The organism is Roseofilum sp. Guam, assembly GCF_017746735.1.
Lineage (GTDB): Bacteria > Cyanobacteriota > Cyanobacteriia > Cyanobacteriales > Desertifilaceae > Roseofilum > Roseofilum reptotaenium.
Genome location: NZ_JAGHZN010000063.1, coordinates 1 through 25,068 on the forward strand (window position 1 = coordinate 1; position 25,068 = coordinate 25,068).

The 25,068-nt window shown below is 44.1% G+C and carries 22 protein-coding genes and 2 pseudogenes; 9 read left to right on the forward strand and 15 right to left on the reverse strand.

Annotated elements, in window-relative coordinates:
• The 3 genes from J7529_RS21235 to J7529_RS21245 all read left to right on the forward strand — a co-directional run.
• Window positions 1–4,398, forward strand: a 4,398-nt coding sequence (locus J7529_RS21235) for a response regulator (RefSeq protein ID WP_318730620.1), incomplete at its 5' end; no start/stop codon positions are given.
• A 100-nt stretch (window positions 4,399–4,498) separates the two neighbouring features.
• Window positions 4,499–4,720 (forward strand): DUF2555 domain-containing protein, encoded by a 222-nt coding sequence (locus J7529_RS21240; RefSeq protein WP_271936279.1) that lies wholly within the window; start codon window positions 4,499–4,501, stop codon window positions 4,718–4,720.
• Window positions 4,721–4,914: 194 nt separating this feature from the next.
• Window positions 4,915–5,853 carry a calcium/sodium antiporter gene (locus tag J7529_RS21245; protein ID WP_318730621.1) on the forward strand — a complete coding sequence of 313 codons (939 nt, stop codon included), beginning with the start codon at window positions 4,915–4,917 and terminating at the stop codon, window positions 5,851–5,853.
• On the opposite strand, the gene J7529_RS21250 is transcribed toward J7529_RS21245, so the two are convergent.
• The gene (locus J7529_RS21250) at window positions 5,814–7,175 is read right to left on the reverse strand and encodes a hypothetical protein (RefSeq protein WP_318730622.1); all 1,362 of its coding nucleotides are present in this window, start codon (window positions 7,173–7,175) and stop codon (window positions 5,814–5,816) included. The two genes, J7529_RS21245 and J7529_RS21250, sit on opposite strands and share 40 nt — an antisense overlap.
• Before the next feature lie 2 nt (window positions 7,176–7,177).
• Window positions 7,178–8,530: a hypothetical protein gene (locus J7529_RS21255; RefSeq protein WP_318730623.1), complete on the reverse strand. Its 1,353-nt coding sequence runs from the start codon at window positions 8,528–8,530 to the stop codon at window positions 7,178–7,180.
• 141 nt (window positions 8,531–8,671) lie between these two features.
• Here J7529_RS21255 and J7529_RS21260 point away from each other — a divergent pair.
• Window positions 8,672–9,328: pseudogene (locus tag J7529_RS21260) on the forward strand (Uma2 family endonuclease).
• Between the two features lie 39 nt (window positions 9,329–9,367).
• Here J7529_RS21260 and J7529_RS21265 read toward each other — a convergent pair.
• From J7529_RS21265 to vap15, 4 genes are read right to left on the reverse strand one after another with little or no spacing between them, the layout of a single operon-like run.
• Window positions 9,368–10,630 (reverse strand): hypothetical protein, encoded by a 1,263-nt coding sequence (locus tag J7529_RS21265; protein ID WP_318730625.1) that lies wholly within the window; start codon window positions 10,628–10,630, stop codon window positions 9,368–9,370.
• Window positions 10,599–10,910, reverse strand: a complete 312-nt coding sequence (locus J7529_RS21270) for a leucine-rich repeat domain-containing protein (RefSeq protein WP_318730626.1) — start codon at window positions 10,908–10,910, stop codon at window positions 10,599–10,601. The genes J7529_RS21265 and J7529_RS21270 overlap by 32 nt, the downstream gene beginning before the upstream one ends.
• A gap of 43 nt (window positions 10,911–10,953) precedes the next feature.
• On the reverse strand, window positions 10,954–11,376 hold the full coding sequence (locus tag J7529_RS21275) for a putative toxin-antitoxin system toxin component, PIN family (protein ID WP_318730627.1): 423 nt from the start codon (window positions 11,374–11,376) through the stop codon (window positions 10,954–10,956).
• Window positions 11,354–11,590 carry a type II toxin-antitoxin system VapB15 family antitoxin gene (vap15, locus tag J7529_RS21280; RefSeq protein WP_318730628.1) on the reverse strand — a complete coding sequence of 79 codons (237 nt, stop codon included), beginning with the start codon at window positions 11,588–11,590 and terminating at the stop codon, window positions 11,354–11,356. The genes J7529_RS21275 and vap15 overlap by 23 nt, the downstream gene beginning before the upstream one ends.
• 67 nt (window positions 11,591–11,657) lie before the next feature.
• Here vap15 and J7529_RS21285 point away from each other — a divergent pair, with 67 nt between their 5' ends.
• From J7529_RS21285 to J7529_RS21300, 4 genes are all read left to right on the forward strand, one after another.
• Window positions 11,658–11,888: a type II toxin-antitoxin system HicB family antitoxin gene (locus J7529_RS21285; protein ID WP_318730629.1), complete on the forward strand. Its 231-nt coding sequence runs from the start codon at window positions 11,658–11,660 to the stop codon at window positions 11,886–11,888.
• Between the two features lie 82 nt (window positions 11,889–11,970).
• Window positions 11,971–12,231, forward strand: a complete 261-nt coding sequence (locus J7529_RS21290) for a DUF4258 domain-containing protein (protein ID WP_318730630.1) — start codon at window positions 11,971–11,973, stop codon at window positions 12,229–12,231.
• A complete protein-coding gene (locus J7529_RS21295; RefSeq protein ID WP_318730631.1) occupies window positions 12,228–12,440 on the forward strand; it encodes a DUF2283 domain-containing protein in 213 nt (70 codons plus the stop codon). Before J7529_RS21290 ends, J7529_RS21295 begins: the two co-directional genes overlap by 4 nt.
• Window positions 12,441–12,479: 39 nt before the next feature.
• A complete protein-coding gene (locus tag J7529_RS21300) occupies window positions 12,480–12,827 on the forward strand; it encodes a XisI protein (protein WP_318730632.1) in 348 nt (115 codons plus the stop codon).
• Between the two features lie 136 nt (window positions 12,828–12,963).
• On the opposite strand, the pseudogene J7529_RS24840 reads toward J7529_RS21300, so the two are convergent.
• From J7529_RS24840 to tpiA, 3 genes and pseudogenes are all read right to left on the reverse strand, one after another.
• Window positions 12,964–13,391, reverse strand: a pseudogene (locus tag J7529_RS24840) (type II toxin-antitoxin system VapC family toxin).
• A 300-nt stretch (window positions 13,392–13,691) separates the two neighbouring features.
• Complete coding sequence (folP, locus tag J7529_RS21310; RefSeq protein WP_318730634.1) at window positions 13,692–14,546, reverse strand: dihydropteroate synthase; 855 nt, start codon at window positions 14,544–14,546, stop codon at window positions 13,692–13,694.
• A 175-nt stretch (window positions 14,547–14,721) separates the two neighbouring features.
• Window positions 14,722–15,447, reverse strand: a complete 726-nt coding sequence (tpiA, locus tag J7529_RS21315; RefSeq protein WP_318730635.1) for a triose-phosphate isomerase — start codon at window positions 15,445–15,447, stop codon at window positions 14,722–14,724.
• A 253-nt stretch (window positions 15,448–15,700) separates the two neighbouring features.
• On the opposite strand from tpiA, the gene grxC reads away from it, so the two are divergent.
• Window positions 15,701–15,958, forward strand: coding sequence for a glutaredoxin 3 (gene grxC, locus J7529_RS21320; protein ID WP_318730636.1), 258 nt, complete (start codon window positions 15,701–15,703; stop codon window positions 15,956–15,958).
• A 41-nt stretch (window positions 15,959–15,999) separates the two neighbouring features.
• Here grxC and J7529_RS21325 read toward each other — a convergent pair whose 3' ends face one another.
• The 6 genes from J7529_RS21325 to J7529_RS21350 all read right to left on the reverse strand — a co-directional run bounded on the left by J7529_RS21325 (window position 16,000) and on the right by J7529_RS21350 (window position 24,927).
• Complete coding sequence (locus J7529_RS21325; RefSeq protein WP_318730637.1) at window positions 16,000–17,046, reverse strand: hypothetical protein; 1,047 nt, start codon at window positions 17,044–17,046, stop codon at window positions 16,000–16,002.
• A gap of 88 nt (window positions 17,047–17,134) precedes the next feature.
• Window positions 17,135–18,706, reverse strand: a complete 1,572-nt coding sequence (locus J7529_RS21330) for a hypothetical protein (RefSeq protein WP_318730638.1) — start codon at window positions 18,704–18,706, stop codon at window positions 17,135–17,137.
• Between the two features lie 452 nt (window positions 18,707–19,158).
• Window positions 19,159–19,491, reverse strand: coding sequence for a hypothetical protein (locus J7529_RS21335; RefSeq protein ID WP_318730639.1), 333 nt, complete (start codon window positions 19,489–19,491; stop codon window positions 19,159–19,161).
• A gap of 210 nt (window positions 19,492–19,701) precedes the next feature.
• Window positions 19,702–23,706: a S8 family serine peptidase gene (locus J7529_RS21340; protein ID WP_318730640.1), complete on the reverse strand. Its 4,005-nt coding sequence runs from the start codon at window positions 23,704–23,706 to the stop codon at window positions 19,702–19,704.
• Between the two features lie 339 nt (window positions 23,707–24,045).
• Window positions 24,046–24,630, reverse strand: a complete 585-nt coding sequence (locus tag J7529_RS21345) for a Uma2 family endonuclease (protein ID WP_413038953.1) — start codon at window positions 24,628–24,630, stop codon at window positions 24,046–24,048.
• Between the two features lie 30 nt (window positions 24,631–24,660).
• Complete coding sequence (locus J7529_RS21350; protein WP_318730641.1) at window positions 24,661–24,927, reverse strand: hypothetical protein; 267 nt, start codon at window positions 24,925–24,927, stop codon at window positions 24,661–24,663.
• Window positions 24,928–25,068: the final 141 nt, after the last annotated feature.

Consider the following 25,068-nt stretch of genomic DNA (forward strand, 5'->3'; position numbering starts at 1 on the left):
TTAGACGAAAGCAGTAGTGCAGAAGAAGATATATTTGGTTTAGATGAGAATGTCGAATCTCTAGCTTTGGACGAGTTGGGTGCCAATGAATCCCTAGAAGACTTATCCCTGACAGAAGATTTAGATGAAAGCAGTAGTGAAGAAGAAGATATATTTGGTTTAGATGAGAGTGCTGAATCTCTAGAAGACTTATCTCTGACAGAAGATTTAGACGAAAGCAGTAGTGAAGAAGAAGATATATTTGGTTTAGAGGAGAGTGCTGAATCTCTAGCTTTGGACGAGTTGGATGCAAATGAATCCTTAGAAGACTTACCCCTTACGGAAGATTCAGACAGCAGCGAATTGGTAGAGTTAGAGGTTCTAGAGGAAAACGAATCCTTAGAAGACTTCTCGCCTACGGAAGAGTTGGATGAATTAGATGTATTGGATACAGATCAATCCAATGAGTTGGTTTCAGAAGAATCAGAAGAATTAGATACATTTGAGTCTTCTTCTGAAATGATTCCAGAACTTGAAAATCAAGAAGAAGAAGATATTTCCATCCCACAAGATAGTGATGACTTTGATTTAATGATGGGTACGGAAACATCTAGGCTTGAAGAAGATTCATCTAGGTCAGATACCAGTGTGGATGACTTCTTTAATGTATCGGATTCTAATTTATCAGCACCGTCATATTCCCCATCAATAGATTCGGATGACTTCTTTACATCAGAGCCAATAGCTTTAGATCCTCCCTCAAAATCTAGTATTTCTCATAATCTCGATGGGAGAGTTCGAGACGAAGAGGATTCTAGGTGTTCCTCGGAACTGGCTTCAGAAACGAGTCAATCTGAATCTCAAGAGGAATCTGATAATCAAAGTTTACTAGAAGAGAATCATGAATTAACTGAGGAATTGGTTAATGAAAATTTAGAGTCCATAGATTTGGAATCTACAGCCAGAGAAGACATCGATCTGAATTTGGAAGACTCTTCAGAGCTAGATGGATTGAATCTAGAGGCTCAGGAATCAGATGCTATTAGTGAAGAAGTAGATCTAGATTTAGGTGAGGATTCGGATTTAGATGCATTAAGTTTAGAGACTCAAGAGTCAGATGCCATCAATGAAGGTATGGATCTAGATTTGGGCGAGGATTCGGATTTAGATGCATTAAGTTTAGAGACTCAAGTATCAGATTCAATCAGTGAAGGGATGGATCTAGACTTGGGTGAGGATTCGGATTTAGAAGGGTTAAGTCTGGAAGCTCAAGAGTCAGATACTATTAGTGAAGAAATGGATCTAGATTTAGGTGAGGATTTAGATTTAGAAGGGTTAAGTCTGGAGGCTCAAGAGTCAGATACTATTAGTGAAGAAATGGATCTAGACTTGGGTGAGGATTTAGATTTAGATTTAGATGGGTTGAGTCTAGAGGCTCAAGAATCGGATTCAATTAGTGAAGAAATGGATCTGGATTTGGGCGAGGGTTTAGATTTAGTAGAGGCTCAAGAATCGGATTCAATCAGTGAAGAAATGGATCTAGACTTGGGTGAAGATCTAGATGGGTTGAGTCTAGAGGTTCAAGAATCGGATTCAATTTCAATTAGTGAAGAAATGGATCTAGACTTGGGTGAGGATTTAGATTTAGATGGGTTGAGTCTAGAGGCTCAAGAGTCAGATACTATTAGTGAAGAAATGGATCTAGACTTGGGCGAGGATTCGGATTTAAATGGGTTGAGTCTGGAGGCTCCATCAGATTCAATCAGTGAAGGGATGGATCTAGATTTGGGTTTAATGATTGATAGTGATGAAGACCCGAGTCAAAATACATTGATTCAAGAAATAGATGATTTTGGATTGGGAGAACCATTAAATCCAGATCCACTAGACTTATCATCCGATTTCACAGAAGATGCTGGTTTAGATCTCGATGAAACAGTGATTGAAGAACCCTCTGAAGGTCTGGATGGTTTAGATTTTTCCTTAGAGATAGAGGAGAATGCACCGGATGACTTGTCTACTCTGTTTTCAGATGAACCAGAGATGTTAGGAGATGAGGAAAGTCTTGAGGATCTTAATGAACTAACGTTATTTGAGGAAGATTTAGGCTCGACGGATGAGACATTGGAGAGTTTGGATTTTGGTGATGATTTAAATCCTCTAGATTCATCTTCTCGACAGTGGCAAGAGTTAGAAGCTTTTTTGGGAGAAGACCAGAAGCAGCGTGAAAATATCGAAATCTTTACCCAATTAGAGACATTTTTAGATGAGCCAGTGACTTTACCAAGTCCATCTCTACGACAAGAGGTCAGTGGTACACCTGCGGAAACTCTGGAAACGACTGAAGGGGAATTTGATGATCTAGAAGATTTGTTAGCGGATGCAGATCAGGCATTAGGGGGGCCACCAACGGCTAATGCGACAACGGCGCGATCGCCGAAAGCAGCGAAACGAGTTGAGCAGAATATGCGGGTTCCTATCAAACAACTCGATAATCTCAGTAACTTAGTTGGGGAATTGGTCGTTAACCGTAATAGTCTAGAGCAGAACCAAGAACGACTGCGCCAATGTCTAGATAACTTACTGTATTTGGTACAGCAACTGAGCGATGTGGGGGGTAAAATGCGAGATCTCTACGAGCGAAGTCTTCTAGAATCCGCCTTACTCAGTTCTCGCCATGGCCATCGTTCTGCTTTCTCCCCTGGCAATGGCTCAGGAGATTCCAATCAAAACGATGGTTGGGATCACATTGAAATGGATCGCTTCACTCCCTTCCATACCCTTTCCCAAGAAACCATTGAGCTGATTGTCCGAGTACGGGAATCTTCCTCCGACATCGAGTTTATCGTTGAAGAAAACGATCAAGTCACTCGTCAATTCCGCCAGGTCACCACCCAATTACAAGAAGGGTTAACGCGCACGCGAATGGTTCCCTTTGCACAAACGGCGGACCGTCTACCCGGAGCAGTACGCCGCATTGCTACAGGTTTGAATAAGCAGGCAGAAATTCATATTGAAGGAAAAGATACGTTAATCGACAAAATGATTCAGGAGCAGTTATTCGATCCGATGACTCACCTGATCAATAATGCCATGACCCACGGGATTGAAACCCCCGAGAAGCGTAAGAAATTAGGTAAACCAGGGGTGGGCAAAATTACCGTTAGAGCCTTCCACCAAGGGAACCAAACGGTGATTTCAGTTTCTGATGATGGCGCAGGGATTAATACGGAGCGGGTGAAGTCTAAAGCTCTGGAAAAAGGTTTGATTACACCCAAAGAAGCAGAATCAATGTCCCGCTTAGATATCTATGATTTGCTCTTCCATCCTGGGTTCAGTACCAAAGATAAGGCAGATAATTTTGCGGGTCGAGGTGTGGGGATGGATGTGGTGCGAGTGGCGCTGCGAGAAATTCGCGGGGTGATCACAACAGATTCAACAGAAGGACAAGGGACAACCTTTACCATTCGTCTGCCGTTAACCTTGAGTATTTCTAAAGCACTCTGTTGTATTAGTAACCATGCAAGGGTTGCCTTCCCGATGGATGGGGTGGAAGATATGTTAGATGTGCCGAAGGATCGGGTTTACGCCAATAAGGACGGTGTCCATTGCATTAAATGGCGGGATACTGAACTACCGTTCCGACCCCTAGCAGAATTGTTGCAGTATAACCGGACAATTGGCCGAGGACGGGTGTTTGGAGGTTCGGCGGACGATGACATTATCTCGATTGTGATTTTGCGCAGTGCAGGTCAGTATTTGGCGCTTCAAGTGGATCAGGTTTTAGGAGAGCAGGAAATTGTAATCAAGCAGTTAGAGGGGCCCATTCCTAAACCGGTGGGTGTCGCGGGAGCGACGGTACTGGGGGATGGTCGGATTATGCCGATCGCCGATGTGCTAGAGTTAATCGATCTATCCATGGGTCGTTCTCGACGAGATTCTCGCATGTGGGAAGAAGTGGTTCCCCCAGAACCCGAACCCATTGACAAGTCTGAGCCGACGGTATTAATTGTCGATGATTCAATTACAGTACGCGAGCTGTTATCGATGACATTTGTGAAGTCTGGATATCGGGTAGAACAGGCTCGGAATGGTTTAGATGCTTGGGAGAAATTACGAGCAGGTCTACCTTGTGACATGATTTTCTGTGATATTGAGATGCCGAAACTGAATGGTTTGGAGTTGTTGGAGCGTCTCCAGGGTGATGATATTCTCAAGGAAATTCCCATGGCAATGCTCACCTCACGGGGTGCGTCTAAGTATCAACAACATGCTGCTTCCTTGGGAGCGAAGGGATATTTCACGAAGCCGTACTTAGAGGAAGCTCTGTTAGAAGCGGCTCAACGGATGCTGAAGGGTGAGAACCTCTTAGCAGAAATCTCAGAAGAACAGTCTCAGGAGACGATGGCCGGAACTTAGCCTAAACGTGAACCATAGTGCAATCTGATGGGATTCAATCTGAGATCTAAATGGGATAAGATAGGGTTGATACACAGACGGTGCAATGGGAGGCTCAACTATGGCAATGATCACCATCTCCAAGCAGGCAATTTCTAAGATGACTTCAGAAGATGTTACCCTGCTTGCGACCCGTTTGGAGAAAGATGAATATAGTAATGCCTTTGAGGGGTTAAGGGACTGGCATCTATTGCGGGCGATCGCCTTCCAGCGTCCAGAAATGGTAGATATTGTTCAACCCTATCTCTATTTGTTAGATATGGAACCCTACGATGAGGCTTAGACTGCCATAGAAGACCCGGATTGCGAAGGATGTTGTGTATCATCAGATAGCCCATCCTTCTTCTTATTCATTAAGACTATTTTAAAGTATTATTGAAATATTATTAAAATTTGTCCCAATCATCAGCCGGATTGGATCATTATTAACCCCGATCCGGAGGGTTCCTCACTTTTCTTTGTTGAATTCTTCACTCTATGACATCTGTAATTTTGCTGTGGTCTCTGGTTTTTATTATTAGTTTAGCCGCGTTAATTAAATCCTCTGACTTTTTTACCGACTCAGCCGAAGTTTTAGGCTTATTTTTCCGATTACCTTCCTTTATTGTAGGAGTATTATTATTATCTGTTGGTACTTCTCTACCAGAACTCCTCTCTTCTCTCGTTGCCGTTTTCGATAACTCCTCAGAAATTGTCTTCGGTAATGTCTTAGGATCAAACATTGCCAATATTTTTCTCATTGTTGGCGTAGCTGCCGTTTTTAGTAAAGGCTTAATCCTAGAATACGACTTAACCAAAGTTGACTTACCCCTACTGTTAGGCTCTGCCCTACTGCTCATCCTCGCTGTCATTAATGAGCAATTCTCCCATGGTGAAGCCATTTTTTGCATCCTTGGATATATCGTTTACCTCTTCTATACCCTCAGCCATCGTACGGAAGAAGATGCGGACAACCCTAATCCTCAAACCTTTCCTATTAAAGAAGCTCTGGTTTTAGTCACCAGTTGTTTTGGGTTATATTTTGGTGCAGTTTTCACCATTGAATCCGTTACCCAAATCTCGGAAGCTTTAAACATAGGCAAACATATTATCGCCGTCAGTGCCGTAGCATTAGGGACTTCGTTACCTGAATTAATCGTCAGTTTAAATGCTGCCCGTAAAGGCAATGCAGAAATGGCATTAGGAAATGTAGTTGGCTCTAATATTTTTAATTCGTTAGTGGTGATGGGTATTCCAGGATTAATTGCGGAATTAGAAATTAACCACGATTTACTGATTATTGGATTACCTTTTTTTGCTGCCGGAACGCTTTTATTTTATACGGTTACCCAAGATAAACACATTACCCAATGGGAAGGATTATTATTTTTTGTCTTCTATGGGTTATTTATCGCTAAGTTCTTTGATTTGGTTTGAGCTGTTGTAGAGCTTTCCTCTGCTTGCAAGGTTTCTACAATACGGTTAGCGATAAATTGGGAAAAAATCTGATTACCGAGAAGATTATAATGGCAGCAATCATCGCTATATACAGGTTGAGATTCAGCATCAAAAACCGTTGCTGCATTAAAAATATTCACCTGATTGTTTTGTAGTTGGGTAAGAGCTGCCATTAATACGGGGTAACCTTGTTGCACTCCTTGGGCATAAATTTGTTCGGGATTAATTGCTTGTTTTTGTTCTTCAGGAGTAAACTGGCGTTGGGTGGGATAATATTGATTCGGTTGTAAGAAATGGAAGTATAGTCCATTTTGACTGGTTAGGGTTTGATCCATTAAAATCGAGCTATTGACCCAGGTTTGGGCAATTTTAGGATAGAGGGTTTTAGCCGTAGTATCTGGATCGGGAGGATTGAGATAAAATAGGCTAAAGGCATTAGAGGTAGGAGCTAAGACAACGGTTTCTGATGTCTTCTGTTCCTGTTGGCTTAAAAACTGTTGATAGTCTCGACGTAGCAGTTGATAATGGAACTGTTGGCTAATATAACAGAGGGCAAACCAACAAGAATTTTGTCGATTTTGGATTTTGCGAAGGGTAGCATTATATTCACGGTTTTTAATTGCTATTTCTAGATCTTTGGCAGAGAATTGATGGTTTCCCAGATTAACTAATGCTTTCATCAAGGAAGCATTGGGTAGGGATAAATGAACATTTTCGGGATAATTAAGGCTCGATAAAGCGACTTCATTAAAGCCATCAATATTAATCACCATATCGAAGCGTTGCCCCAGGGATAAGAAATAGTTAAAGACTAAGAGTTGCTGGGGTTGTTTATAGCCTCCTTGGGCAAAATTTAAGACGATGATTTCTTTGTCAGCAAATTGAGGGAGTTGCTGGAAGGTATTGGTAATAATTTGATACTGCGCTTCCGTATTGGCGATCGCCAGCGCCACCGATCCGCCAAAAATGCCAATGATGTACTGGAGATCGCTCTGTTTCATCACAGGATAATCCCTTAGGGAACCAAATTGATAATTATTAATGGTCGGCTCTTCTGGCTTAAAATCAGTATAGCCAAAATAAGGATGTAATCTCAACAGTAAACTTTCATCTAAATTGACTCCCGTATTTCCCGTTTCATTAAGTGCCCCATAGATTTGTTTTGATGCTGGGGAGCGAGTATAAAATAGTTGCTGCATTTTCAGTCCATAAAACCCTAAAGAAAGCAGTTCTAAGGACAGCAAAACACTGCCAATATTAATTAAGATGACTTTAATCCATTTTGGCTCAAACTTAAGCATGATTACTGAAGATTTGGTGGACTGAGGGTAAGCGCAATTTGACTGGCTACAAAATTGGCAAAAATATTTCTTCCGGTTTGATTATAATGGCAACAGGTATCAATATAAACCGTATTTGGCTCTTGATCAAAAGCCGCTACTCCACTAAAGAAATAGATCCCATTATCTAATAACTCTTGACTGGCTTGGAGGAGATAGGGATAACCCAATTGTACGCCATCAAAATAAGGATTACGGGTATTATTCTCTGGTGAAAATTGCTGTTGTTCTTCAGCACTAAACTGGCGCTCTGTGGGATAATATTGATTGGGCTGTAGAATATGAAAATAAGGAATATTTCGGGCTTGAAGAACGGAAGACATAGCTAAAGAAGACTGTATCCAAATCTGGGCCATGCTTTCGTAATCGCTTTCCGTGCCTTGGCTTTCCCAGGGTTGGAGATAAATTAACGATTCATCTAGAGTGGCAGATTTTTTACGTTTATCGTCAAAGTCTTCTAGGCGATCGTAATAGTTCTGGATTAAAACAGTTGAGCGTATCTGTTCCCAGAAGTAGCATAACGCTAACACACAATCTTGTTGCCCTTGCAAGCTATTTTTGAGTTTGTCCTTAATTCCAATCACCTCTAGCATGATTTTCATTTGTTCTGTAGAGAGGTTATTATGGGCTAACTGAACTAGGGGCATGACTTGCAGAGCGCTCGGCATGGAGGGTGCGATTTCTTTCTCGATATTATTGTTGGCGATCGCGACTTCATTAAACCCATCAATGTTGATGGCTAGATCCAGCTCTTGCCCTTGGGATAAAAAGTAATTCAGCGCCAGGAGTTGTTGTGGTTGCTTATATCCCCCTTGGGAAAAGTTTAAGAGGACAATTTCCTTATTGGCAAATTCGGGTAAATTGTTCAGGGTTCGGGCAAGGGTAGGATTTTCAATTTCATTCATGTAATAGAATGTGGCAACGGAGCCGCCAAAAATGCCTACCAGCACCTGATTTGGATTTTGCCGAATGTAGGGATAATTCAGTTGAGAAACTAAACCATAATTGTTGGCATTAAAAACAGACTGAAATTCAAATCCTCCAAAGCCTGTACCGGGTTTAGCAATATAGCCCAAAAAGGGATGTAAAATTTCGCTGATATTCTCTTCTAAGCGAATCCCTTGTTGATCGAGGTTGATGGGATTGTCTTCTGGGTTGTCTGAATTATCCGGCGATCGCCCATAATAGAGTTGCTGATGTTGAGCTGCATAAAAGCCTAAACACACTCCCTCTAGCAAGAGGAACATCAAAACCAGATTGATGCCTAGAATTTTAATTACGTTGCCCAGAGGAGGCAATTTTTTCAGTCCCTTCATCGATCAACTATCATGAACCTTGTTTGAGAGATAGCTTCCCTGGGGTCGCCATGACAACCATTTTATCGGTCAACGTTATAGTATAGTTGAGAGCCAAACGATTTGGATCGATGTTCAGTTTCAACTCAAGGGGCGATCGCATTGACTGCAACTGTTGCCTTTACTCAACCTATCCATCAAATTAAGATTGCTCCTGGAAGTATGGTAACTATTCCTGGAGTCAGTTGGCAGGAGTTTGAACAAATTTTACACGAATGGGGCGAACATCGCAGTGCCAGATTAATCTATAGTCAGAGGACATTAGAGATTATGGTTCCTCTACCGGAACACGAACGACCCAAAGAACTGATTGCCGATCTGGTAAAAGCCTTACTCCGCAAAGCAGGCAGGCGCTTTGAATCGTTCGGATCGACCACATTTAAACAGGAAGGAATCGCAGGAGTTGAGCCGGATGCTTGCTTTTATATTCAGAATTATGAGCGTATCATTAATCGCCATCGACTGCAAATTGGCGATCCTCCTCCTGACTTAGCTATTGAAATCGATATTACCTCTCGGACTCCCTTAGCGGCGTATGAGGCGATCGCCGTTCCAGAACTCTGGGTGTACGATGGTTAACATCTCACCCTCTATCTGCTGCAAGAAAATGGGCACTATACAGCGTCCAAAACCAGCCCCCTGTTTCCCTAGATCCACCTCACAGAAATTATTCCCACTGCCATTAAGCGCTCTTGGCAAGTGGGAAGCAGCGAAGCTTTGGAAGAAGCCGAAACAGCTTGTATTCAAAGCAAGGATTAATTTCCATCTTCAGTCCGTTGGATCAATGTCCACTGAACGTTAATACTCATCTACATACTTCTCGTGAACCCAATGATACTTTTGTTGCCAGTCTTGCACTCGGATTAAACCGCCAAATGTGGGGTCTTTCTCTTTCAGGAAAGCATGAAACTGTCGCAGGATGGGGCCCAAGGCTTCAATGGCTGTTCCCCGTTCGAGGTTGGGAGCATCATCTGTGCTGGCCGAGTCTAGAGGTGTATATCCGTCTTTTGTAGCCGTATCGATGCTTTTTTGGGTGAGATCCCAGTCCTGAGCTATCTGGCTAAAGGCCATATCGTCAATTAACAATTTACCGGTAGAGGAGACGATGGGAGCGATTAAGCTGATAGTACGAGTTACGGCAGTGAGGTAAGGAGTTGCTTTGGCAAACCATTCGCGAGGTAAATCGAGGAAATACACGCCTTTTTGTTGGTCTTTGGGGTTATTGGAGGATTCGGCGTTGATTTCGGGGAGAGGTTGGCGCGAATGCTCGCACCAGAGCGTGAGTTTCACTTTAATGGAGATGGCTTTTGGGCGGTCTAAAAAGCCAGTTTCCACCTGTTCCAGACTGAACAAACGAGGCCCTTCTCTGGCTTCGTCGTTAAACATCTGGATGAATTGGGTAAATTGCTCGTCTAAGCGACTCAACAGACGCTGATCATTGCTGAGTGTTTGTTGACTAAGTTGTTTCACTTGAAGGAGTTCTTGGTGCAGTGCGGCCTGATTCTCCAACAGTTTGCTCAAAGTGAGTTCGGGTGAGGTTTGGGCTGTGGTGGTATTGTGCATGAGTAAATCGATGTTTTGCCATTCATCGCAACCAGAAACATTACAGGGGTATTCGGAGCGTCCTTTTGCTTTACTGGCAATCAGCTTTTCCACTTCAAATTGTCCTAAACCCGGTTCATTCTTGCCGCAGGGTTCGATGCAGGGAACCATAATCTCGCAGCGCAAGCCTTCCCAAAAGTATTCCACGAGCCATTTAACCTCGTGGGTGAGTCGATGGAGGAAAAATTCGGGATAAGCGGCGCGGACGGTGATGCGAACATTGGTGTTAATCTGTTCCAGGAAGGCGCGACCGTTGTAATCATTGTCGAGAATTAATCCGCGCTGCCAGTGAACGCTATCTGCGTAGTTATCGCGTCCTAGGGAGTATTTGTGCAAGCGCACGATCAGTTGATAAAACAAGCCTTCCGCTTTGGCCAGTTGGCCTCGGTCGTCTACAATGCGGCAGATTTGGATTTGCTGCTGTTCTCTATCGGAGATTTTGGTTGTACTGGAGGTCAAGCCCCTGCAAATTCCTCAGTTGAGAGATCGCCTCTGGCAGGTCACTCAGTTGGTTATTATTGAGGGTAAGCTCCTGCAAATGGGTCAGTTGAGCGATCGCCTCTGGCAGGTCACTCAGTTGGTTGTTATCGAGGTCAAGCCTCTGCAAATGGGTCAGTTGAGCGATCGTCTCTGGCACTTCAGTCAACCCCAGATTACTCAAATCCAGCTTGGTTGACTCTTCCTGCTGTGCTGCTGCTATCCGCTCTTCCGCTTTGCGATACGCTATATTTGCTTCCATAATCCTTCTCCATTCCCAGAGCGGGACTCTATTGTATGTAACCTTATGGATTCATTTGCTGTACAAAATCTTGGTAAGTTATAATTTTTGTACCGGCAAACGCCCCTAAAGTTAATAAATCTGCATCCCCTGTAATCAAGAAATTAGCTTGACTATCTTGAGCTAAGGCTAACAAAAAATTATCTTTGGCATCCCGACAAACAGAAACCTCTGAGACAATTTCTATAGATAAACCAATAATGTCTAAAAATTCTAGGAGTTCTTGGACTTTCTCCACTGAAAAGTATTTTTGCAGTTTTGGTTTTTGGGTCACCCGATTAATTTCTTCTTTGATTTGCTCGCACAAGACCACTTGAATGCTCTGGCTGACGATTAGTTCTTTCAGATTGCCTAATTCCTTGCCAATCAGGAAACTAATCCAAAGATTAGTATCGATAATCACTTTAACTGGCGGATTGTTGAGCATAAATTTCACTTCTTACCGCTTCAACTTCTTGAGTAATGGTATCTAGGGATAGTTCATCCGTTTGGAAGGACTCTAAAAGGGCAGTTAATTTACTGTCTAACAATTCTTTAGCCAGTTCTTGACTTAATTGTAGTTTTTCCGGTTCGGGTAGTTGTTTGACCAAGGTTAAAACTTGCTCAAAGTTGAGGGAGAGTTGATATTGAGTTGAAGTCATGACTTCCGAGACTTGAGAATACAGCTATATTTTAACTTAAGCGATCGTGTAAGTTTAGAATGGAATAATGAAGATCGAGATTAAGCCGCAAACCTTGCAAGACTATCTCAATTTAAGCTATCCCATTACACTATACCCAGAAGTAGAGGGAGGGTATACGGTGGCGATCGCCAATTTACCCGGATGTATTTCCCAAGGCGATACCCTAGAAGAAGCCATTGCCAATATCCAAGATGCCAAAACTGCCTGGATCGAAACTGCCTACGAATGTGGCGATGACATTCCCTTACCCAGTTAGATCGATTACACTTTAACTTAGACGCGCTACCAGCTTATTCCCTAGCGTAAAGTGCTGTCATTGAGTGGCAACAATTTGAGTAATGGATTTCCAATTTTCTAATCATGCTTTAGACGAGATCCGAAAACGGAATATTCCTATAGCTTTGATAGAAGCGGTATTAGCTAGTCCCCAACAAACCCTAAAACAAAGTGAAGCGATCGAAATTTATCAATCTCAACTTGACTTTGGTACGGGTAAACTGTACTTGCTAAGAGTTTTTATTAACATTACTGTCAACCCCTTGCTTGTAGTTACCGTTTATCGCACCAGTAAAATTCAAAAATATTGGAGGAACCCATGAAAGTTAAATACGATCGCCAAGTTGATGTACTGCGAATCACTCTCAAAGAAGTAGTCATTGCCGAAAGCGACGAAGAAACACCCGGTATTATCCTAGATTTTGACGAGCAGGGTAATGTTGTCGGTATCGAGATCCTGCAAGCTTCTCAACACATTGACAACCCTGAAGGAATAGAATACAGCATTAGTCCATCAGTGCTTACATTTTAAGTTACTTGTTTTTAACTCAGAGCAGGAGGTAATTGTATCATGGACGAGCTAGAGCAATACCGCACTATTATCAAAACTTTATTATCAGAATTTACGACTCGTCAATCTGCTAATCCTGACATCTTAGAACTTCAGAATAAAACCGTATTTGATACGACTCAAGAGCATTATGTTGTCATGTCTGATGGCTGGAAAAAGAATGGTTCTCGTATGCATGGATGTTTGATGGATATTCAGATTATTAATGGTAAAGCTTGGATTCAACTCGATGGGACAGAATACGGTATTGCCCTCGATTTAATGGAGGCTGGAATTCCCAAAGATAAGATTGTTTTAGGATTTAAAGAACCCTCGATTCGACCCTATACTGGATTTGCTATAGCGTAAAGATGAGTCAGGTTCAAACTGTATTGAGGGTATCTATAGCAATGAAAGAGTTGATTAGGACAGTGAGGTTATGGTTTAAGGCAATAGGCAATAGGCACTCTAGCAAGAGAAAATGTCCTAACTCTCCCTTTCTCTGCTATAAAACCAAACCCTCTAATCCTGGAACATTCGCTAGACGTACATCATTGCTTAAGAAAAAAGTAGAATTTCTTTGCAGAGCAGATGCGATCTAAATTGCATCTGGAGTGCGTAAGTTTTTTGTGGCTCTTAATTGGGCAGCCAATTCAGCATTTTCAGGTGAAACAGGCACCGTAATCAGATGCTCTTGATTAAGAATAATCTCGCGATACTGTTGAGCCAGTTCCCTATTACCTAGCCGTAGTGGATGGACTAAAACTTCTGTTAAAGTTAACGTAGATGTGACGAATTGAAACTCACCTTGACTCATAGCATGAAAAAAGCACGAACCAACTCCAAATAGGCTTCATTTTGTTTAATGAAGTATATTAGAAGTGCTGTATCTAAGCCAACCACTTGACCTTGGAGTTGTATCAACCATTCTATGAGGCACGTTCGAGATCTACATACTCTTGGGCATCAAGTCCATGCCAAATATCTTTCCCCAATCCTTCTAAGTCCATAATGTTACGCTTACGTTGGATAAGCATACGCTGACGTACCGTTCCAGCTAACTCTCCTAGCAAGCGAAGTTATTCATCTGGGGTTAGAGTCTGAACTTGGTGGCAAATCTCTTGATAGGTAGCCATCTATCTTCTTTCTGGAAAAATCCGTTTTTTATATTAATCGCCATTGAACCCGCTTCATTGTACCACCAAAGGAAACTGCCACATTATATCCAAATTGTTAATTGTTAATTGAACCTCGATAAATCGCATCCGCAACTCGACACACCTCTACCATCTGCGGCAGATCGTGGACTCTTACCATATCGGCACCTCCAGAAATGGCTGCACAACAAGCGGCGGCTGTACCCCAAATCCGTTTTTTCGGGTCAGATTCGTTTAAAATATGACCGATAAAACTCTTGCGAGATGCACCAATTAACACTGGATAACCCAGTTCTCGCAGTCTGGGAATCTGGCGCAAAATCTGTACATTTTGGTCGTAAGTTTTGGCGAAGCCAATCCCCGGATCGATAATTATATCTTTGATTCCCGCCTTGAAAGCCTTCTGAATTTTCTCCCCTAAAACCCCAACAATTTCGCCCATTAAATCTTCATAGTTGGTCAACTGTTGCATCGTTTCTGGAGTCCCCCGCATATGCATTAAGATGATTGGGACTCCCAGTTGAGCGACTGTCGCCAACATTTGGCTATCGAAATCTCCACCTGAAATATCATTCACCCAGTCTGCACCTGCCTCTACCGCAGCCTTAGCAACTTCGGAGCGCGTCGTATCAATAGAAATAGGAATCGTGCCATAGGGTTCCGGTAAATTTCGCAAGCTTTCAATGACCGGAATCACCCGATTCAACTCCTCATCGAGGGAAATTTGAGGACTACCGGGGCGGGTGGATTGTCCACCAATATCGACCACATCTACTCCATGATCGACTAAATATTGGCTGTGGGCGATCGCCGTTTCTAAACGATTAAACTGCCCTCCATCACTAAAACTATCTGGCGTAACATTCAACACTCCCATAATGTAGGTTTTCATCCCCCAATCAAAGGAGCGTCCCCGCACGATCCAAGCCATAATCTTTTTGTCCTGAGCCAACCTAACGTTTTATAGCATTTTTTATAAAGCGACGCTTAACAAGGGGCTAAGTGCCCCTTGCCTCCCAAGGACTGATGAATGGCAGGCTTAGAGGAAAATGGTATTAGGGGCTTGGCCAACCAACCCCTACGCCATCAGCAATTCACCCATGGAATTACTGGTAATTGACAATCCGGGCAAACCCTTTTGCATCCAGACTTGCACCACCAACAAGAACACCATCAATTTCCGTTTGGGCCATAATCTCATCAATATTTTCTGGTTTAACTGAACCTCCATATTGAATCGGCACATCCTGATTCGAGAGCTGAGAACGAATCAAACCAATTACCCGGTTGGCTTCCTTAGAATCACAAGTTTTTCCGGTTCCAATTGCCCAAATTGGCTCATAGGCAATCACCAATTGACTTTGATCGATCCCAATTAAATCGAGATCCAATTGGGAACTAATATGAGATTCTGTTTCCCCATTCGCTCGTTGTGCTTCTGTTTCTCCCACACAGAGAATGGGGATTAGCCCATGTTTCTGAGCCGCTTTCAGACGTGCATTAACCGTTTTATCCGTTTCGCCAAAATACTCCCGGCGTTCGCTGTGACCAATGACCACATACTGTATTCCGATCTCCGTCAGCATGGGTCCCGAAATTTCACCGGTATAAGCACCCTGGTCTTCCCAGTGAATATTCTGAGCGCCCAGATCGACACGAGTGTCCCTTAATTTTTCTGCCAGAATCCCTAGATCTGTAAAGGGAGCGCACAAAACGACGGTTCGTTGTGCGGGGGTTTGTTCCAATTGAGAGAGAAATGTTTGCACAAACTCTAGGCTCTCGGCCTGGGTTTTGTGCATTTTCCAGTTACCTGCTAAAACTATCTTTCGCACTGATGAAGTAATCCTCAGACTAAGCAATATTCATAAGCTCAAAGGAGCATCGTATCTTGTTTTGGGTGCTTCCGGCAATCGTTATGTCAAATCCCAAAAATCACGCTACACATCAATCCCCGTGTCCCCGTGTCTCCGAGTCCCCGTGTCAATCATCTGTCGCAAACATCTAAAGAGTTGATATTACCTGGGGCGATCGCCAATTTTGTATAGAATTGTAAAGGAATTGGATCGTTGGAGAACTACAACCCTTATGGCAAACGTTGAAATTTACACTTGGAGTACCTGCCCCTTTTGTCTGCGAGCCAAAGCGCTGTTAAACCGTAAAGGTGTTGACTATATTGAGCATTGTATCGATGGAGACGAAGATGCACGAGATGAAATGGTAAAGCGCACGGGCGGCCCGCGATCACTCCCTCAAATCTTTGTTGACGACAAGTATGTGGGCGACTGTAGCGGTATTTACGACCTTGATGCCCAAGGAAAACTTGACCCCATTTTAGCGCTATAGCAGAGTCTGTAGGGGCGAAAAAATTTTCACCCCTACATAAGTTAATTCACTGCCATAGAAATCACTTTCGCTGGCTTAAAGAGGGGAAAACCATCAGGAGAAAGTACAATTGTGCCCTCCCTATCTCTCTCCACATCACAGAAGACATAATTACCTTGTTCATCTTGTTTCAAGCACAATTCTCCATTCACCCGTTCATAATCAGGAGGATAAAATTGTGGAATTCCTTGTAATTCCAGCACTTGACCCGTGTCATCTTTAACCACAGGACAAACCAGTAAATTGCCTTGGCGATCGAATACCCAGTCTTGAGTCTGGGGATGGCGAACCGGGTTTGCATAAATTGGCAAACCCTCCAATGTTTTCAATGGTATGCCCTTATCATCACAAAGAACTGTTAAAAATACGGGTTCCCCATCAGGATTTCGCACCAACTCCTGAGTCCGAGGATCGTAGAGAGGAATGGAATGATCGCCACTATTTTCTGTAATTTTTAACTCTGGATGGGGGGGATATAAACTGGGCAACTCACCCTCATCAATAATCGCCAACTCTCTCGTATATTGCACAGCCGCCTTCGTAAACCCGGAGCGATTCAAAAACGCCTGCATCCCCGTCTGTTGGGCAGAAACCAGGATATCCAAATGGCTCACCTTCATCTCATAAGCCTTATCAAGTGCTGCATCAGTCAGCAATTGAATTGTCTGAGGATTGCGGCATTCCGGCTCAATGTAGAGTCCCAAAACCGAACCCACACGCCGTGGCTTAAACGGATTATTCAGTTTATGTTCAGATTGCCATTCTAGGGGTAAATCCGGTGGCGGTGCTTCATCATAACAGTAAACCAACAAACAGCCCACAATTGAGGGAGCATTCTGAGTATCTTCCAATACCCATCCATAACTCAGGGGACGTTTGAGCTGTTGCACGATATAAGCCTGGAAGTTAAAGTCAGACTTAATCGATAAAGCTGGATCTGCCATTTCTCGTTCATGGGCAAACTTAGCCCATAATGGCGCAATTTCTGCCACATCTTCCAGAGTCGCCAGACGGCAAGTGTACGATATGTTTTTCGAGAAGTTAAACATGAGGGTAATTTATGGGAATTTTAGGAATTATAGAAAAGAGAGGAAAGGCTTGGGGGTAATTTCTACTATTCAATCGCCCCTAATTCAACTAGGCTCCTTTCCGTTTGCGAGAGACAATTTGACCTAAGCCAACAACACCGATGATGATCAAACTCCCCACAGTACCAGGTTCGGGCACAGATTCTATATCCGTTCTAAAACTTGCCCCAATATGAACAACTTTTCCTGGACTATAGGAGTAGAGTTGCTCGTAAATTTCAATGGTGCGATTCCCACCATTTTCATTGAGAACATGAGTTCCTACTGGAACATATGATGTGGATAAACCTTGTAAATTATTCGTAAATAAATCAGAACTAACTGGCTCTGGATCGAGGAGTAGATCGCCAACAAAAGATGCATTGGGAGTAATATGATAAGCACCGGTAAAGAATCCATCAAAACCAAAATTACTCAAGATTTGATTGGCAGTATAGGCAAACTGATTATGGTCTGTACCAATGAAAATACCTCCCCCTGCATTTTGTAGAGCTAAAGCTTGGTTCACCGTTGCAGCACTAGCTGAAGCAGTCAAACTATTGGAGATTCTATTACGAAAGAAAAAAGCACTGTCTAGAATGAATTCAGGTTGCTTATTTACAGCCCAAGTATTCAGTGCCAATAAATCATCTTGGTTGAGCAAAGAAGTAGAATAAATAGTACTGTCAAACCAGATTTGATCGTAATATCCAAGGGGTTTGGAATTGAGCCAGGATGCTAAATTCCCGGATACATGCGTTTGCACAAAATCAACATCAAATACCGTACCCCCTTTATAATTGTCAAGAGCATTAGCGATCGGTTGGCGAAAACTCCCAAAATTACCTGTGCCATATCCACGAGTAGAATTGAGGTAAAGAATCTTATCGAGTGATTGGGCAATAGGAGACGTATAATTCTGGAGATTTTGCAAAAAATTATCTCTCGTTATCGTCTCACCAGGTAAATCTCTGAGAAAATGGATTAGGGTTTCCCCTTGGGCATTTTCTGCCATTAGATTCAATGCAGTCTGCGACTCACTCTCGGAAACACCCATAAGATTAAAGAGCAAGTCTAATAATTGATCTTCTGCTCGATCTAGAGGTAAGTGGGGTTCCACATCAATTGGACGATTTAATTGCTCATACATATCCTCGACAAAATCGTTGAATTGTAGCTCTTCAATTAAATCTTTTGATTCAAATTCTTCATGCTTATAAGCATCATAAAAATCACGCAGTTGCTGCTCCATGTCTGGGGGCAAATCCTCAGATTTTCCAGTTCTAATAAAATCTTGCAGTTCTGCTGGATTAAGAGTCATAGAGAGTTCGGTATCAATTGACTGATTGAGCTTGTCGTGAATCTCATTCAGAAAATACTCGAATCCCAATTCATAACCTGACTCTAAGTACGCAACATCTTTATCCTTAGATAAACCGTAAACAAACTCCAGAAAGTCATTCACCTCTGGAGACAGATCATTTAGATTTCCAGTTTGGGCAAAGTCTTCGAGTTCACCAATTGATAACTTGTCATTGCCAAACTGAAGATAATTAGCTGCCCAAACTGGAGCAGCAATATTGAAGATAGAGATAACTCCAACAAACGAGAAAGCTTTGAGGCAATTTTGTAAGATAGACATGATCGTTATTCCTCTCAAGGGTAGATGTGAACGGTGAAAAAGTTAGAACAGTGTCTCAACTGACTTACAACAAAGTTGAGCAGAAGCCAGACACGCCTCTATAGGAATCTCAGTTTTTTCAGGTCATTTTTATGCAAAATCTCCTATTTTGTAATAAAACTTTATCTTTGAGTGGCTATGGAGTACCTCTCGATCCCCCTAAATCCCCCTTTTTAAGCAGGGGGTTTTCATTCTCGCCTTAAAAAGGACAAGGTGGGGGGATGGGGGGATAGGGAGATAGGGGGATAGGGGGTTTTTATCCTATTATTAAATGTCAACTTTTGAAAAAAAGGATAAAATTCTCTCCCCATCAGACTTTGAGCGTTCGCAAAAAATGACTTTGAAAACCCCCTGCTTTTTAAGGGGGACTTTCTTAATTCCCCCCTTTTTTAAGGGGGGTTAGGGGGGATCTTTTACGCTTGCTGTTGTCTCAACTGTTGCAACTCCTGCCCCGCCGTCGCAATACGCTGTTGCAACAGAGCAATTTGCCCTTGGTTATTCCCCACTTGGGGCTGTCCCTGCTGCTGAACCGCATCCCGCATTTGGGCTGCCGTATTCGCCGCTTGTTGCGTCACATTACGATTCGCTTCCGCTTGGGGGCTATAAACCCATCCGTAAATGGGGTACTGCATCGAGCCATACATCAGCCAGCATAGAGCGTATCCTCCGCCGTATATCCTACTGATTTGATAAAACTGGTTTATGACCATTTGACGTGCCTGACCACCTTGGTTAATAAGTGTCATGTTCCTGATGTTCTGATAACCGGTAATCCCCCTAGTGCGGATTTGGCTATTCCAGTAGTTAGCTTGACCTTGGTAGTGTTGTCGCAAGCCTTCATAATGATTGACTTGCGTATTGATCTGATTCGTTTGTGCTGTTAAGCTCTGGATCGTCCACCGAAGTTGCCGAATTTCCGATTCTTTCGCAGCAATTCGATGGGCCAGCGTCGTCAGTCACGTGAACTTAGGCTCGTATTGTGTGGGAATACCACCTGGATTGAGCATGAAACTCGCCATTAAACTGCGCTGAGTATCATTCAATGCCGTGCTACTCAGAACATTCAGCGCTTTAATAACTTGCTGACCTTCCGCACTACCATCAAACAGAGGACGGCCATAGGAACTCCTAACCCCGTTGAGCATCACCGGTTGCAGTACATTTTTCTGGTCGGTTGTCAAGCTGTTCCAAGCATCTTTAACGGTAGCCGGAACAAAAGGATTTCCTGGCTCTGAGCCATCAAAGAAAGTTCTCTCATCACCTGAAGCACCCTTGAGAAAGTAACCACTAAGCTGGTCTTGCTGATCTTGAGTCAAACCACTAATGGTTTGTAGTAAATCAATGATTCCATCTGGGTCACTGCCATCAAACAGAGGTGTAAACTTAGCATCGATCCCATTTTTCAGGGCCGGGCCGATGTCGTTTTGTTGGGCAGGACTCAGCAGTTTCCACGCTGCCTCCAAATCCAAAATTTGCTGGGGAATCGGAGCAGGGCCGGTAGGAGGAGTCGGTTGTTTATTCTTATTCTTGAACCACAACACTGCACCACCAATGGCCGCACCAACCAGAGCAATACCGCCCAAAACCACACCAATCTTGCCTAAAATGGGCAAGCAGAGGAATTTAGGAATCAGCGTCTTAGTGATAAAGTTGCCCACTTTTTGCAGAATGGGAACTGCTTTGGCGATGAAGCCACTCACCTTCTTGACAACGCTAACCACAGTCTTCACAACAGGAACAATGACCCTCTTGACAAAGCCAACGACTTTGCTGACAGTCCTCTTAACCCAATTCCAGGCTTTCTTGAAGAAGGCTGGGCGTTCTCCAGCGTAGCTCGAACCATTCAGAGTTTCAAGAGTCGAGAGAAGCTCTGTATCCTCAAAAGTATAGGCCTTGCCTTGAGTCAACAATCCAGCTTGGACTGCGAGTCCCAAATTGAGCAAACCCGCTCCAGTTTCGCTATCCCAACCGGGTGTATGCAAATCGATCGCCGTTTCCTTAAGAATCGCCTTAACTTGAGCCGCATTCAAATCCGGATTTGCTGCCCAAACTTGCGATGCTGCACCCGTCACTTTCGCTGTGGCAATGGAGGTTCCCAAAGTAGCCGGTTGTCCCAATGCTGTATCCCCGTAATCCACATCTTCCAGGGAAGTCAAAACTTGAGCCAACATTTTTTGAGTAGCAGCTAAAGCTTTAGTTTCTTCCTCTGGAGACAGAAGACGATTTTCCGAGTTTTCGGTATTTTCCAGAATGGGGTCAAGGGTGGCAATGCCCCCTGTTTCCAGATTCTCAGCACTGAAGTTCTCACTCAATAAGGGCAGAATGGTCGTTTCGCTACTCGTAATGTTTGTAGCTGGTTCTGGAACAGAAACAACAGGAGGTAGGGGCGAACGGCCGTTTGCCCCTACAGCGGTAGGATTTGTAGCCGTCCCATTCTCTGGCACGGGAGCAACCGCAGGCACAGAGCTGGCATTCTCCACACCAGGATTTTCTGACTGCTGCATCAGAACCTGAACTAACTCAATCTCCTCTTCAGTTAAGCCAGCAAAGACATCTACTTCAGGATCGCTCGTCAGGGTAGTCGGATCGTCAGCTCTCGCTCCGTAGGCGAGAATATCCAAACCTTGACCGTAGCTGGAATACTCTGCCCGTTCTGCGGCTTCATCGGCTGCACCAACGGTGATAATGTTGTCGAAATCCTCAGACGCTTGTCCCAAGGCAGACATCACCGCTTCCCCTTGGTTCCCGGCGGCGGCAACAATCAAAACATTGTTATCGCGAGCATATTTGAGGGCATCAATTTCCGGTTGGGTAAATTCCGTGCGGGTGGTAATGGAGCCATCGGGATTTTCTTGGGTTAAATCAAAGCTGAGGTTAACGACAGCGTTGGGTTGCTCAGAGTCTTTGGCTGCATCAACAAATTCTACGAGAGAATCGGCCCATTTGCCAGAACCAACGGCACGTCCTAACCACAGGGGAGCATCATCATTAACGCCGTCAATACCGACGTTGTTGTTTTGAGTCGCCGCAATGACTTCTAAGACTTTTGTCCCGTGGTCATCTCCTTCCCCTTCGGCTAACAAGGGATTATCGTCACCGTCGATGTAGTCTTTACCCAGGGTAATCCGACTGTCGTCAATGTCGGGATTGATTTCAGCAAATCCCGTGTCGATAACTCCGACGAGGGGTTGGTCTTCTGAGTCGAATTCAAATTTACCGGCAAGAGCGTTAACATCAGCAAACTCATCTTCGGTTAACTCGGCAAAAGCTGCTTCGAGTTCGGCGTTGAGTTCGGCAATGAGGTCATCTTGCTCTTGTTCGGTGGGTGCGTCAGCCGGTGGCTCTTCGTTGACGATATCGGGGTTTTCGGTAATTTCCGCTAACTCTTCTTTCAGCTCGCTGAGAATATCTTCGAGTTCGGGAACCAGTTCGGTGTCGAGGTCATCGGTGATGGTGGCGACTACATCTTCGGGTTCTAGAGTATCCCAAACATAGTCGAGAATTTCTTGACCCAGTTCGGTTTCGCGCCAGTCGTTCTCTGCATCAATGACATCATCGAGATCGATCGCATCACCGGTTGCGCCTTTGATGCGGAAGATGATGTCGTTGTAGTCGTAGTCGCTGCTGCCATCGACGCGGATATCTTCCATGACGAAGGTATTGCCATCTCCGGTGACATCGGCAATTTGTCCGACATGGAAGCCACCATCAGGGTTAGCGGTGGAGAGGGAGAATAAGGGACGACCGGAACCGCCGATACTGGGATTGTCAAAGACTTGTTGCACGGTCTTGTTAGGAACGAGCATGATGCCAAAGGTATCGCCAGGGCGCATCTGCACGGTTTTCACGCCAGCAAATTCCCCTTTATTCCAGTTCTTTTCGCCTAGAGTGCCCTCGAATTTCGCACCTTCTGTTTTGTCAGAAATGACGATTTGACCCAATTTAGAGGCATTCTCGGCTGGTAAATCGCTATCGGTGGGGGCGGGTTCACCTAAATCTGGGTCAATCGACGAATCGGTTGATAAATCTGCCCCTACATCGGATGTGGGTTCGGTGGTTTCGATACCCAAGGCGCGAGCGGCGGCTTCTTGGATGAAGGCTTCTGAACCGGGTTCTAGGTCGTCCATGCCGTCTAAGCTAAAGAAGGCGACTTCTCCCCGATATTTCCCCCCGTCAAAGAGGTATTCGACTTCAACCTTTCCGGTTTCGCCGACGGTGAAGATGCCGGTTGGCGCTGGCGACTGTTCTTGGGTAACCGGTTCTACTGGCGCGAGTTGCTCGCTCTCTTCATTTTCGTCTGAGGCTTCATCGGAGTTGTCGGCGATCGCCTCTTCCGAGTCCGTAGGAGCTGATTCCTCCAGGTTGTCGGCGATCGCCGCTTCATTGTCTGCGTCAGCTTCAACGACCTCATCTGCAACGGTAAGGGACTCCCCCGTATTTTCACCCGCTTCAATTTTCGGATCGGCCTTATCGACAGTGAGTTCAGGGTCAACAACCTCTTGATCTCCTGAGTCAGCATCAGGCACATCGCTTAAAGCTTGCACAACTACGCTCTCTTGGGAACTGTCAATTTCTGATTCAGTATCAAGAACATTGGCTTCTTCAACGTCTTCTGCGGTAGGGAAGTTGGTAATAAACTCAATCTCCTCAATTTCCGAGTCTGGAATCAGATCCGCCTCAGCCGTCTTCAACTCTTCCCCATCCGTTGTAGGGGCGAGGGATTCGTCCCCCGCAGTAGTATCCGATTGCGTGTCTTCGACTTCAGCTTCTGATGCATCAGAGACTTCTGGCGCGTCTACCTCTGGAACCTCGATATCCTCTAGGGGAAGGGGATTGGGGGTTTCGTCGAAGCCATCCACGATACCACTGGGGGTAAGGATAGGTTCGAGAATGAAGGTGTGAGAGTTCTGGGGTTGGGTGGTTTTGGACGATGGTTTGTCAAACCAGTCGATTAAAGACATGAGTTCATCCTCGGCAATGCACAATCGATAATTGAGCAGAAGCAACGAAGGCTTCTATAGAGTTCTCAGGTTTTGGAGGGGTGGTTTTATGCAAAATTAGAAATTTTGTAATAAAAATTCATATTTTTCCGGAGCTGCTCAGTTATCAAAATTCTCTAAAGTGATTGTCAGGCAAAGATTGTAGGGGATATTTGCCTCTTGTCTTAATATGAAATTTTGTAAAGAGTTTCGGGTGAAGGGGGAAAGATCGCCTTCTGTTTCGTCCTAAAATTTCCTGGAGGCGATCGCTCTGCCTTAACTTGTCCTCGTTGGCGTAACCTCAGTTTTGGTTAAGGGCATTTAGCGTGCTGATAAAATTTGATTAGCCGTGAACCTTAATTCAGGAAAAACCCTGGACTCAATCTCCTCTTCTCGTTGAAATACAGCTTCATCATAAAAGCCAGAAACCAAGGTTAAGATCGTCACCTTTTCTCCAATAGGATCGACGACCCAATATTCCTGAATTCCTAATACTGCATATTCTGAGCGTTTATGGCGATAGTCAGTTGTTTGAGTTGAAGGACTGACAACTTCTACAACCAAAATAGGGGGAGATTCATCTAATTCAATCACCACTTCTCGGTTAGCTAAATCTTCGCACTGTTCTAGGGGTAAGAGCGTTACATCCGGAATGCGTGAAGTGTCCCATCTTCCTCCACGAGGAGAACGAACTCCAATTCTCATATCTTTAGATGTCCAAGGAAGTCCCTGTCGGGAAACTTCTGCCTTAAAGCAATCATTAATAAATTCAGCGATCGCTCCATGCTTCCCAGTCCCTAAACTCATCGCAATTAATTCCCCCTCAACCAATTCATAGCGAGTATTTGTCCCATCGTCATACTGGAGATATTCGGCAAACGTTAATTTTTCAGTCGCAATCACCAACTTCTGACTCCTTATTCCTTGCGTCTGACTTTATTTTATAATCAGGCTCTGGTTACTGACCTTGACTTCCTGGGACGGTTGCCATTGAATATACCGCAAGCGATAATGCGACCCATTGCTGGTGCGATCGCCCTGGGGTAGAGCAAGTTCTTGCACCTCAATGTCCGGTGATAGATTCCCTAAGATCCTAGAATCAAAGAGGACTAAAGTATTCACTCTCGGATCGAGCAGAGCAAAATCGTCAGTCAGTATCATTCCCAAAGTCGCAGAGAAATAGTCGCGAAAATAATAGGACACTAATCGTGCATAATGACCACTAGAAAGAACCGTGGTACTTGAGGCGGGAAAGTTTTCGTAAATATCCCTCTTTTGTCACTCTGCCGAAAGAGGGCTAGAATAAGAGGGAAGGTAAAGAGCTGAAGAGTAGAGTAGACGATG

What these genes read in the sequence shown, in the direction of transcription:
- J7529_RS21240 (WP_271936279.1), top strand. Translation starts at nt 4,499, where the DNA reads ATGGCAATGATCACCATCTCCAAGCAGGCAATTTCTAAGATGACTTCA.
- J7529_RS21245 (WP_318730621.1), top strand. Translation starts at nt 4,915, where the DNA reads ATGACATCTGTAATTTTGCTGTGGTCTCTGGTTTTTATTATTAGTTTA.
- J7529_RS21250 (WP_318730622.1), bottom strand. Translation starts at nt 7,175, where the DNA reads ATGCTTAAGTTTGAGCCAAAATGGATTAAAGTCATCTTAATTAATATT.
- J7529_RS21255 (WP_318730623.1), bottom strand. Translation starts at nt 8,530, where the DNA reads ATGAAGGGACTGAAAAAATTGCCTCCTCTGGGCAACGTAATTAAAATT.
- J7529_RS21270 (WP_318730626.1), bottom strand. Translation starts at nt 10,910, where the DNA reads ATGGAAGCAAATATAGCGTATCGCAAAGCGGAAGAGCGGATAGCAGCA.
- J7529_RS21275 (WP_318730627.1), bottom strand. Translation starts at nt 11,376, where the DNA reads ATGCTCAACAATCCGCCAGTTAAAGTGATTATCGATACTAATCTTTGG.
- vap15 (WP_318730628.1), bottom strand. Translation starts at nt 11,590, where the DNA reads ATGACTTCAACTCAATATCAACTCTCCCTCAACTTTGAGCAAGTTTTA.
- J7529_RS21285 (WP_318730629.1), top strand. Translation starts at nt 11,658, where the DNA reads ATGAAGATCGAGATTAAGCCGCAAACCTTGCAAGACTATCTCAATTTA.
- J7529_RS21290 (WP_318730630.1), top strand. Translation starts at nt 11,971, where the DNA reads ATGGATTTCCAATTTTCTAATCATGCTTTAGACGAGATCCGAAAACGG.
- J7529_RS21295 (WP_318730631.1), top strand. Translation starts at nt 12,228, where the DNA reads ATGAAAGTTAAATACGATCGCCAAGTTGATGTACTGCGAATCACTCTC.
- J7529_RS21300 (WP_318730632.1), top strand. Translation starts at nt 12,480, where the DNA reads ATGGACGAGCTAGAGCAATACCGCACTATTATCAAAACTTTATTATCA.
- folP (WP_318730634.1), bottom strand. Translation starts at nt 14,546, where the DNA reads ATGGCTTGGATCGTGCGGGGACGCTCCTTTGATTGGGGGATGAAAACC.
- grxC (WP_318730636.1), top strand. Translation starts at nt 15,701, where the DNA reads ATGGCAAACGTTGAAATTTACACTTGGAGTACCTGCCCCTTTTGTCTG.
- J7529_RS21325 (WP_318730637.1), bottom strand. Translation starts at nt 17,046, where the DNA reads ATGTTTAACTTCTCGAAAAACATATCGTACACTTGCCGTCTGGCGACT.
- J7529_RS21330 (WP_318730638.1), bottom strand. Translation starts at nt 18,706, where the DNA reads ATGTCTATCTTACAAAATTGCCTCAAAGCTTTCTCGTTTGTTGGAGTT.
- J7529_RS21335 (WP_318730639.1), bottom strand. Translation starts at nt 19,491, where the DNA reads ATGACACTTATTAACCAAGGTGGTCAGGCACGTCAAATGGTCATAAAC.
- J7529_RS21340 (WP_318730640.1), bottom strand. Translation starts at nt 23,706, where the DNA reads ATGTCTTTAATCGACTGGTTTGACAAACCATCGTCCAAAACCACCCAA.